Genomic DNA, 10,209 nt, shown 5'->3' with positions numbered 1-10,209 from the left:
GGGCGGCGGCGCGACCGCGGCAGGTGCGGGCGCGGCGACGGGCCACAGCGCGGCGATGTTGTCGCGGAACAACCAGGCCGCGGCGGCGGCCACCAGCACGGCGACCAGGATCCACGGCCAGAACGAGTGACGCGGCTGCATGGGAGGCACATCTCCATCGGACAATGGAGGTGTGACCGCCGCGATGCGCACCGGTTCCAGCGTGCGACGGCCAGCGTTCAGCCTAGATGCACGCCTTTCGCGAGGCGCCAGCGCCCCACCAGCGCCGCGTACGCGACCATTACCCCTGCGGGCCTTCGGCAAAGGCGATGCGCGCACCGACCCAGGCTGCGACCAGCGCCGCCGCGACGCGGTCGGCCTGCGCCGCCGGCATCGCCTTGTGCGCGATCATCCATTGCGCCGCGGCAGCGCGCGCCGGCTGCAAGGCCGCCAGTGCCGCCTTGCGATCGGCCTGCGGCCACACGCTCGCGTCGTGCCACGCGGCGATGGCGGCGGCCGGATCGCCGGGCGGCTCGGCGCCCTTGGGTCGTTTCAGCAATAGCAGTGGCGACACCGTGGCCTGCAGCGACAGCACCCGCCATGCGGCGAAATCCGCGTAGCGCATGGTGCCCGCGTCGTCGGAGACGCGATCCACCAGGCTGCCGAATGCCTGCTGCAAGCGCATCCATGCGGGTTGATCGAACAGGCCGGGCAACGGCCGGCAGATCGGCGCGGAAAGATCGCGGCTGGAGCCATACAGCGGGCCCATGGCGTCGTAGGCGGTCTCGCCCTGCGCGGCGAACACGAAACAATGCACGTAGGGACGCGGATTCGGCTGCGTGGCCGCATCCGGCGTATAGCCGCTGCGTTCGATCCATAGCCGCAACAGGGTCAGGTCGCGCGCTTCCCCGGCCTGTCGGCTGCTCGGCTCGGACGTGTCGAGCAGCCCGGCGGATACCCCGTCCTGCTGCCGCAGGGCGGTGCTAGCGGACGCGAACCGGGCACGCGCTTCGGCCGCCGCCACCCCGGCCGCCGGCACGAAGCGATGCAGGTACACCAGCCAGGCCGAGGCCAGACCACCATCGTAGGCGCGCAGCTGCGCCGCCGCCGCGGCAGGCGTGGTGGGAATGCTGGCGACGATGCGGTCGAAGCGCGCCGCCTGCGGCGCGAACTCGGCGTCCAGCGCGCGTACCCGCGCCTCCATCCGCTGTTTCAGGCAGGCGCCCGGATCGGTCTCGGCCAGGCAGCTCTGGCGCTGCGCCAGCCAGTCGCGCTGCGCGTTGCGCACGCCAGGCCGCTGCGCCGCGGGGACCACGTCGCGCAGCGCCGCATAGCGCAGGGCCAGCCATTCCTCCGTGGCGTCCAACCGCTTGTCCGTGCACAACAGTCGCTCCACCGCCGTGGTTGCCTTGCTGCAATCGAACGACACCGCGCCGGCCTCGGGCATCCAGCCCAGTGCCAGCAGCAGTGCCAGCGCACGCATGCGCAGGCCAGGGCAAGCGTTCATGCCATCCTCCTCTCGTGCATCGTTGCGATCCCGGCACAGCTTGTCGCGCCGCCGCTCACTCCACCAGCACCGCGCGCGGCTTCTGCAACGACAGCAGGCCGAGCAGCGCGGCCAGCACCAGGTAGCCGCCGACGAACTGCCAGGCGATCAGCTTGGGCACGCCGCTCAGCGTCCATGGCAGGTACAGGCCGCCGCGCGGGTCCACCGAGTGGATCAGCCCGAACAGGGTCAGCCCGGCCGCCACCAGCAGGAACACGGCGGCACGGCGCAGGCGGCCGTCCACCATCGCCGCCACTGCGGCGATCCACAGCATCGCGGTGATGATGAAGCCGTTGCCCAGGGTCAGGATCACCGCCAGCTCGGGCAGGCCGTGGCCGTCGAGGGTGGTCGTGAGTTTTGCCAGCTGCTCCGGGGCGATCCAGCCCGGCGCCTTGATCGCCAGCAGGTAGGCCACCGACGGCAGGAAGCCCAGCACCATCGCCCCGGCGTGGCGCTTGGGCGTGGCCTGGAAGGCCTGGGTGGTGATGTCGATGGCGACGTAGACGATGATCGGCGCCAGCACCGCCATCGGCAGCCACTGCACCAGGCCGGCGACCAGCCCGAACATGCCGCCCAGGCCGATGAACAGGCCGGTGAGCAGGGTGTAGCCGCTGCGCGCGCCCATGTGCTTGTAGGCCGGCTGGCCGATGTAGGGCGTGGTCTGGGCGACGCCGCCGCAGACACCGGCGATCAGGGTCGCGCCGGCCTCGACCAGCAGGATGTCGCGGGTGCGGTAGTCGTCGCCGGCGGCACGTGCGCTTTCGCTGACGTTGATGCCGCCCACCACCATCAGCAGGCCGAACGGCAGCAGCAACGGCAGCAGCGGCACCGTGTCGGCCAGGCCGGCGACGAACCCCAGGCTCGGCCAAGGCAACACCAGCTGCGGCGCGCTCCATTGCGGCGCCTGGTGGCCGGGAATGCCGAAGCCGGCCGCGTTGGCCCAGTAGTACAGGCCGGTACCCAACGCCAGCGCCAGCGGCACCCCCGGCAGGCGCCACGGCAGCCGCCCCTTGGCGATCAGCACGTACAGCAGCAGGCCCAATACCACCAGCCCGACCAGCGGCGTGCGCAGCGTCTCCAGCAGCGGCAGGAAGCCCATCAACACGATGGCGATGCCGGCGATGGAGCCGAGCAGCGCGGCGCGCGGCAAGGCGCGGGTGACCGCATCGCCGAAGAACGACAGCACGGTCTTCAGCGCGCCCATCACCACCAGCGACGCCATGCCCAGGTGCCAGGTGGCCAGCGCCGCGGCCTGCGGGTCCAGGCCCTGCTGCTTGTAGCGCACGAACGCCGGGCCGAGCACCAGCAGCGCCATGCCGATGCTGGTCGGCGCATCCAGGCCCAGCGGCATCGCGGTGACGTCGCTGCGCCCGCTGCGCGCGGCCAGCCGCCGCGCCATCCAGGTGTAGAGCAGGTTGCCGACCAGCACGCCGAAGGCGGTGCCGGGAATCATCCGGGTGTAGATGACCTCGACGGGGAACTGGAACAGGCCGACCAGCGCCAGGGTGATGAAGCCGAGGATCGACAGGTTGTCGACCACCAGGCCGAAGAAGCCGTTGAGGTCGCCGGCGACGAACCAACGCGGACGCGGCGAGACAGGAGCGGGAGTGGACATGCGGGCAGTGGCGGCGTTGGGGGTCGAGGGATGGTAAGGGCAAGCGGCGCCGTCGGATCGGTGCACGCGCAGGATGCCGTTTTCCGGCGACGGCGCGCCGCGGCGCTACAGCGGCAGATGCAGGAACTGGTTGAACGCGCTCGGCACGTAGTCGCCGAACGCCGGCCCGTTGCGGAAGCCGCGCCGGCGATACAACGCCAGCGCCGGCGCGAACGCCGCGCCGCTGCCGGTTTCCAGGCTCAGCCGCTGCAGGCCTTCGGCGCGGGCGACCGCGATCAGATGGTCGAGCAGCGCCGCGGCCGCGCCCTGGCGCAGGAACGCCGGATGCGTGCGCATCGACTTCAGTTCGCCACTGCCATCGTCCAGCGTCCGCAACGCGCCGACCGCGGCCAGCGTATCGTCGCGCCACACGCTCCACACCCGCACGTCGGTGCGCCGCAGACCGGAAACATCCAGCGCATACACGCTTTCCGGCGGCGACTGCGCCTGCATCTGCTGCACGTGGTACTCCAGCAACCCACGCACCGCCGGATCGTCCAGATCACCAGGCCGAATCACGAACGGCCCCGCACTCACTGCAGCGGTCCGCTTTTGCGAATCCCGAATCTCCACTCCCGAATCCCGGCCGTCAAAACGACACGTCCACCGCCTGCCGCGCCCACAGCACCGACTGGTGCCCGGTGGCCTGCTTCCACGCCAGCCGGATCGCCTCGATGTCGGCGCGGCGCTGCGGGGTGTCCTCGTGCAGGATCACCAGCACCTTGGTGTTGAGCCGGTTCGGCTCCTTGGCGCCGCGGAACAGCCACTGGCCGTAGGCATCGAACACGGTCAGGCCGTCGGGAAAGCGCGGCGTGACCTCCTTGTCCAGGAACGCGCGCCAGCGCGCCTCGCTGATCGGCTCGGCCTGCGGACGGTCGGCCGGGCCGCTCTCCTCGCCCACGCCGAAGTACAGCTCGCTGCGCACCCAGCCGCTGGCCTGCGCCGGCCGCGCCGCATCGCCCTGCAGCGTCGCGCTGGCCGTGCTCGGCGCGGCAGGCGCGGACGGGGCGACGCTGGCGCAGGCGCTCAGGGCCAGGAGGACGGCGATCAACGGGGCACGCAGCAGCATCGGCAAGGTCTCGGTCGGAAGGGGCAGGCAACACACGATCGTAGGCCAGGTGCGGACCGGACCGGATAACCACCGGGCATGAGCTCATGCCCGAGCGCACCGAACACACGGCTCGCACATCGCCTTAACGTCGGGCTAATATATCGCTTCATCCGGATGGATGCAGCAACCTTTGCCGACCCCAGTCGCCGCCATGGCCGGCGCGGCCGGTCTCGATGGTCATCGTTTCAGGAGAGAACCCCCATGTCGTCCCCGTTCGTCAGGCCGTTGAGCCTGGCCATCGCCCTGGCCCTGGCGGCCCCCGCCCTCGCCCAGGAGGCCGCCCCGGCCACCGCGACCAATCTGGACACGGTGATCGTCACCGGCACCCGCGCCAGCGGCCGCACCGTGCTCGAATCCACCGCCCCGGTGGACGTGCTCAGCGCCGAGGACATCCGCAAGGCCGGCGTGGTCAATGGCGAACTCGGCAGTGCGCTGCAGGCGCTGCTGCCCTCCTTCAACTTCCCGCGCCAGTCCAACTCCGGCGGCGCCGACCACGTGCGCGCCGCGCAGCTGCGTGGGCTCTCGCCCGACCAGGTGCTGGTGCTGGTCAACGGCAAGCGCCGCCACACCTCGGCGCTGGTCAACACCGACAGCAAGATCGGCAAGGGCACCACCCCGGTGGACTTCAACGCCATCCCGATCAGCGCGATCAAGCGCATCGAAGTGCTGCGCGACGGCGCCGGCGCGCAGTACGGCTCCGACGCGGTGGCCGGGGTGATCAACGTGATCCTGGACGACGACCCGGACAGCGGCGCGCTGGAAGCCAGCTACGGCGCCAACCACACCGACGTCAAGCCGATCCACCGCACCCTCACCGACGGTCAGACCGGCTATGCCAGCGGCAAGGTCGGCACGCGCCTGGGCGAGGACGGCGGCTTCTTCAAGGTCGGCCTGGAGTTGAAGAACCACGAGGCCTCCAACCGCGCCGGCTTCGACCAGATCCCGCCGTTCGAGGAACAGACCCCGGCCAACCTGGCCCTGGCCGGCAAGCGCAACTATGAACTCGGCGACGGCGCCAGCAAGGATCTCAACGCCTGGCTCAACGGCAAGCTGCCGTTCGGCCAGGGCAGCGAGGTCTATGCCTTCGGCACCTACAACCAGCGCGACACGCAAGGCGCCAACTACTTCCGCTACCCCGACGGCGCCGCCAACTGGACCCAGGTGTATCCGCAGGGCTACCGCCCGGTGTCGCTGGGCGAGAACCGCGACCTGCAGGCGGTGCTCGGCGCGCGCGGGCAATGGGGCGAATGGGCCTACGACGCCAGCCTCGACTACGGCCGCAACGACTTCACCTACCGGCTCAAGCACTCGCTCAACGCCTCGCTGGGCCCGGGCAGCCCGACCCGCTTCAAGACCGGCGACTACGCGTTCGCGCAAGGCGTGGCCAACCTCGACCTGAGCCGCAGCTTCGACGTCGCCGGCGCCACCCACACCGTGGGCACCGGCGTGGAGCTGCGCCGCGAGCACTACCGCACGCGTCCGGGCGACCCGGCCAGCTACGCCGCCGGCCCCTACACCGACCGCCCCACCGGCGCCCAGGCCGGCGGCGGCCTGACGCCGCAGGACGCGGCCGACCTGTCGCGCAACGTCGCCAGCGTCTACGCCAGCGTGTCCAGCCAGTTCGGCGACAAGCTCTCCACCGACCTGGCCGCACGCTACGAGCACTACCAGGATTTCGGCGGCGAACTGACCGGCAAGCTGGCCGCGCGCTACGAGTTCGTCCCGGCATTCGCCCTGCGCGGCGCGATCTCCAACAACTTCCGCGCGCCGTCGCTGAGCCAGATCGGCTACGAGGCCAGTTCCACCGGCTACAACGCCAACGGCCAGTTGCTGCAGGGCCGCCTGCTCTCGGTCGACAACCCGATCGCGCAGGCGCTGGGCGCGCGCACGCTGCAGCCGGAGAAGTCGCGCAACTACAGCCTGGGCTTCACCAGCCGCGTCGGCAGCCACTTCGACCTGTCGCTGGACCTGTTCCAGATCGACATCGACAAGCGCATCGCGCTGTCGGAAAGCATCGACGGCGACGCCCTGACCGACTTCGTCGCGCAGCGCTTCGGCATCACCGGCCTGCAGAGCGCCAGCTTCTTCGTCAACGCCGCCGACACCCGCACCCGCGGTGCCGAACTGGTCAGCAACTGGCGGCAGGCGCTGGGCCAGGGCCAACTGCAGCTGACCGGCACCTGGAGCTACGCCAAGACCGAACTGGAGAACGTGGTGGCCACGCCGGCGCAGTTGCTGGCGCTGAATCCGGACTACGTGCTGTTCGGCGTGGAAGAGCGCAACACCCTGACCGAGGCGACCCCGCGCACCCGCGCGCAGCTGGCGGCGAACTGGAGCGACGCGCGCTGGTCGCTGCAGACCCGCGTCACCCGCTACGGCAGCGCCACCCGCGTGTTCGACTTCGGCGGCGGCTTCGCCCCGGAGCAGACCTACCGCGCCAAGTGGCAACTCGACGCCGAGGTCGAGTACCACCTCACCCCGCAGTGGAGCGTGGCGGTGGGCGGCCAGAACCTCACCGACGCCTACGCCGACCGCTCCAAGCCGGACATCGCCTACTTCGGCAACCTGCCCTACGACGTGCTGTCGCCGATCGGCAGCAACGGCGCTTACTACTACGGGCGGGTGCGGTACACCTTCTGACGGAGGGGCCGGGATTCGGGAGTGGGGATTGGGGATTCGCAAAAACAGCCGGGATTGGGGAGTCGGGATTCGGGATTCGCAGAAGCGGTGCGTCGGCACTCGTGAAACGCCACCCGATCCCGAATCCCGAATCCCCAATCCCGTCATCTGCAGACAGCCACAGCCGCTGGGCGCCCGCTTTTACGAATCCCCAATCCCCACTCCCGAATCCCCGCACTCAATCCACCTGACGCTAACGCCCCCTGCGCCATCATGGCCGGATGGCAGACGCGCTCCCCCTCCGACCGCCGCCGCCGCGTCTGGACGATGCCTGCGCATTGTTCCTGGACGTGGACGGCACTCTCATCGCCTTTGCCGAACGCCCCGACCAGGTGCAGTTGCTGCCCGAGGTGCGTGAGGCGATCGGCCGCCTGCACCAGCGCCTCGGTGGCGCGGTGGCGCTGGTCAGCGGACGTCCGCTGACGCAGCTCGACGCCTTGTTCGCGCCGCTGCGGCTGCCCGCCGCCGGCCTGCACGGCCACGAACTGCGCAGCGACGCCGAAGCGCAGGCGGCGATGCCCGCCGATACCTCCGAGTTTCTGCATGCGCTGCATGCGCGTGCCGCGCATCTGCGCCAGGCGCATCCGGGCGTGCTGGTCGAAGACAAGGGCGCCAGCATGGCCCTGCATTGGCGGGCCGCGCCGGCCGCCGCGGAGGCGGTCCTGGCGTTCGCCGACGAACAGCTCGCCGACCTGCCCGGTTACCGCCTGCAGCCCGGCGACCACGTGGTCGAGTTCGTGCCCGAAGGCAGCGACAAGGGCGTGGCGCTGACCACGCTGCTGCAGCAACCGCCGTTCCGCGGGCGCCGCCCGGTGTTCGTCGGCGACGATCTCACCGACGAATTCGGCTTCGCCGCGGCCAACCAGGCCGGTGGCTGGAGCGTGCTGGTCGGCAGCCGCGCCGACAGCGTCGCCACCTATGCGCTGCCCGATCCACGCGGCGTACACGCCTGGCTGCGCGATAACGCCGGATGAGGCCAGCGCAACGCCTGCCCGTCCGCGCCCCGTGGCCGTTTCCCCCACTGCTTCCGCACAAGGACCCGACCGCTCCATGAGTTCCCCCAATCTCGACCTCGGCGTCATCGGCAACGGCAGCTTCGGCGCCCTGATCGACAAACGGGCCAGCGTGGTGTGGAGCTGCCTGCCGGCCTTCGACGGCGACCCGGCGTTCTGCGCCCTGCTCTCCCCGCGCGCGCATCCTGGCGGCGATTTCAGCATCGAACTGGAAGACTTCGTCGACAGCGACCAGCACTACCTGGCCAACACCGCGATCCTGCGCACGGTGTTGCGCGACGCCCACGGCGGCGCGGTGGAGGTGATCGACTTCGCGCCGCGCTGGCGCAACCACGGCCGCTTCTATCGCCCGGTCAGCATCATCCGCCAGGTGCGGCCGCTGGCCGGCAACCCGCGCATCCGCGTGCTTGCCAGGCCGCTGGCCGACTGGGGCGCGCGCCAGCCGGAGAGCACCTGGGGCAGCAACCACGTGCGCTGGCTGCTGCCGGACTTCACACTGCGCCTGACCACCGACGTGCCGGTGCGCTTCATCCGCGACGAGTTGCCGTTCGTGCTCAACCACCCGGTCAACCTGATGCTGGGCGTGGACGAATCGCTGACCCGCTCGCTGACCGGCTACATCCAGGAAGCGCAGGAACGCACCGAGGAATACTGGCGCGAGTGGGTGCGCTACCTGTCGGTGCCGCTGGACTGGCAGGAGGCTGTGATCCGCAGCGCGATCACCCTGAAGCTGTGCCAGTACGAGGACAGCGGCGCGATCATCGCGGCGATGACCACCTCGATTCCGGAAGCGCCGGATACCCCGCGCAACTGGGACTACCGCTACTGCTGGCTGCGCGATGCCGCCTTCGTGGTGCGCGCGCTGAACCGGCTCGGCGCCACCCGCACCATGGAGCAGTTCCTCGGCTACATCTTCAACATCGCCACCACCGACGGCAGCCTGCAGCCGCTGTACGGCATCGGCTTCGAGGCGGCGCTGGAGGAACACGAGGTCGAGTCGCTGGCCGGCTACCGCGGCATGGGCCCGGTGCGGCGCGGCAACCTGGCCTGGATCCAGAAGCAGCACGACGTGTACGGCAGCGTGGTGCTGGCCTCCACCCAGCTGTTCTTCGACCTGCGCCTGAAGGATCCCGGCGACACCCACACGTTCCTGCGCCTGGAGCCGCTGGGCGAGCGCGCGTTCGAACTGCACGACGTGCCCGACGCCGGCCTGTGGGAGTTCCGCGGCCGCGCCGAGGTGCACACCTACACCAGCGCGATGTGCTGGGCCGCCTGCGACCGCCTGGCCAAGATCGCCGCGCGGCTGGGCCTGGAAGACCGCGTGGCGTATTGGCGCGAGCGCGCCGAGCGCATCCACGCACGCGTGCTCGCCGAGGCCTGGAGCACGGAGCTGGGCCACTTCACCGACACCTTCAACGGCCACCGGCTGGACGCGTCGCTGCTGTTGCTGGCCGACATCGGTTTCATCGCCCCGGACGATCCGCGGTTCATCGCCACCGTCGAGGCGATCGGCCGCGATCTCAAGCATGGCGATGCGCTGTACCGCTACGTGGCGCCGGACGATTTCGGCGAACCGGAGACCAGCTTCACCATCTGCACGTTCTGGTACATCGACGCCCTGGCCGCGATCGGCCGCAAGGAGGAGGCGCGCGAGCTGTTCGAGCGCATCCTCGCCCGGCGCAATCACCTGGGCCTGCTGTCGGAGGATCTGGCCTTCGACAACGGCGAAGCCTGGGGCAATTTCCCGCAGACCTATTCGCATGTCGGCCTGATCATCGCCGCCATGCGCTTGTCGCGCAGTTGGCAGGAGGCGTCATGAGCAGATTGGTGGTGGTATCCAACCGCGTGGCCTTGCCCGGCGAGAACCGCGCCGGCGGCCTGGCGGTGGGCTTGCTGGCGGCGCTGAAGGAGCGCGGCGGCGTGTGGTTCGGCTGGAGCGGCAAGACCGTGCGCGGCGACAGCGGCGCGATGCACGAACAGACCCAGGGCGATATCCGCTTCGTCACGATGGACCTGAATCGCGCCGACCTGGACGCGTACTACAACGGCTTCGCCAACCGCACGCTGTGGCCGCTGCTGCACTTCCGCCTGGACCTGGTCGACTACGACCGCGCCACCCGCGAGGGCTACCGCCGGGTCAACGCCATGTTCGCCGACAAGCTCGCGCCGCTGCTGCGCGAGGACGACACGGTATGGATCCACGACTATCACCTGATCCCGCTGGCCT

At 70.3% G+C, this 10,209-nt stretch carries 8 protein-coding genes; 4 read left to right on the top strand and 4 right to left on the bottom strand.

The window, feature by feature from the left end; all coding sequences use genetic code 11:
- Nucleotides 1-280: 280 nt before the first annotated feature.
- The 4 genes from D183_RS0113380 to D183_RS0113365 form a co-directional block, all read right to left on the bottom strand.
- A complete protein-coding gene (locus tag D183_RS0113380; protein WP_026144455.1) occupies nt 281-1,486 on the bottom strand; it encodes a lysozyme inhibitor LprI family protein in 1,206 nt (401 codons plus the stop codon).
- A gap of 55 nt (nt 1,487-1,541) precedes the next feature.
- Nucleotides 1,542-3,140, bottom strand: a complete 1,599-nt coding sequence (locus tag D183_RS0113375) for a hypothetical protein (RefSeq protein WP_017909443.1) — start codon at nt 3,138-3,140, stop codon at nt 1,542-1,544.
- Between the two features lie 105 nt (nt 3,141-3,245).
- On the bottom strand, nt 3,246-3,665 hold the full coding sequence (locus tag D183_RS0113370) for a GNAT family N-acetyltransferase (RefSeq protein ID WP_232757274.1): 420 nt from the start codon (nt 3,663-3,665) through the stop codon (nt 3,246-3,248).
- A 103-nt stretch (nt 3,666-3,768) separates the two neighbouring features.
- Nucleotides 3,769-4,248, bottom strand: a complete 480-nt coding sequence (locus D183_RS0113365) for a DUF3574 domain-containing protein (protein ID WP_017909441.1) — start codon at nt 4,246-4,248, stop codon at nt 3,769-3,771.
- A gap of 243 nt (nt 4,249-4,491) precedes the next feature.
- On the opposite strand from D183_RS0113365, the gene D183_RS0113360 reads away from it, so the two are divergent.
- The 4 genes from D183_RS0113360 to D183_RS24735 form a co-directional block, all read left to right on the top strand.
- Entirely contained in the window at nt 4,492-6,930 is a 2,439-nt protein-coding gene (locus tag D183_RS0113360; RefSeq protein WP_026144453.1) for a TonB-dependent receptor plug domain-containing protein, read from the top strand.
- 260 nt (nt 6,931-7,190) lie between these two features.
- The gene (gene otsB, locus D183_RS0113355) at nt 7,191-7,943 is read left to right on the top strand and encodes a trehalose-phosphatase (RefSeq protein WP_026144452.1); all 753 of its coding nucleotides are present in this window, start codon (nt 7,191-7,193) and stop codon (nt 7,941-7,943) included.
- A gap of 76 nt (nt 7,944-8,019) precedes the next feature.
- Complete coding sequence (locus D183_RS0113350; protein WP_017909438.1) at nt 8,020-9,801, top strand: glycoside hydrolase family 15 protein; 1,782 nt, start codon at nt 8,020-8,022, stop codon at nt 9,799-9,801.
- A partial coding sequence (locus D183_RS24735; RefSeq protein WP_039727544.1) for a trehalose-6-phosphate synthase occupies nt 9,798-10,209 on the top strand: 412 nt, incomplete at its 3' end. The genes D183_RS0113350 and D183_RS24735, both read left to right, overlap by 4 nt.

The sequence above is a fragment of the Xanthomonas sp. SHU 199 genome (genome assembly GCF_000364665.1).
GTDB classification, from domain to species: domain Bacteria; phylum Pseudomonadota; class Gammaproteobacteria; order Xanthomonadales; family Xanthomonadaceae; genus Xanthomonas_A; species Xanthomonas_A sontii.
Note: the sequence above shows the minus strand (reverse complement) of the source record. Positions and strands in the feature narration are given on the sequence as shown.

Bases quoted from the DNA above. Each gene is read 5' to 3' on its own strand.
- otsB (WP_026144452.1), top strand. From the start codon at position 7,191: ATGGCAGACGCGCTCCCCCTCCGACCGCCGCCGCCGCGTCTGGACGAT.
- D183_RS0113350 (WP_017909438.1), top strand. From the start codon at position 8,020: ATGAGTTCCCCCAATCTCGACCTCGGCGTCATCGGCAACGGCAGCTTC.
- D183_RS0113380 (WP_026144455.1), bottom strand. From the start codon at position 1,486: ATGAACGCTTGCCCTGGCCTGCGCATGCGTGCGCTGGCACTGCTGCTG.
- D183_RS0113375 (WP_017909443.1), bottom strand. From the start codon at position 3,140: ATGTCCACTCCCGCTCCTGTCTCGCCGCGTCCGCGTTGGTTCGTCGCC.
- D183_RS0113365 (WP_017909441.1), bottom strand. From the start codon at position 4,248: ATGCTGCTGCGTGCCCCGTTGATCGCCGTCCTCCTGGCCCTGAGCGCC.
- D183_RS0113360 (WP_026144453.1), top strand. From the start codon at position 4,492: ATGTCGTCCCCGTTCGTCAGGCCGTTGAGCCTGGCCATCGCCCTGGCC.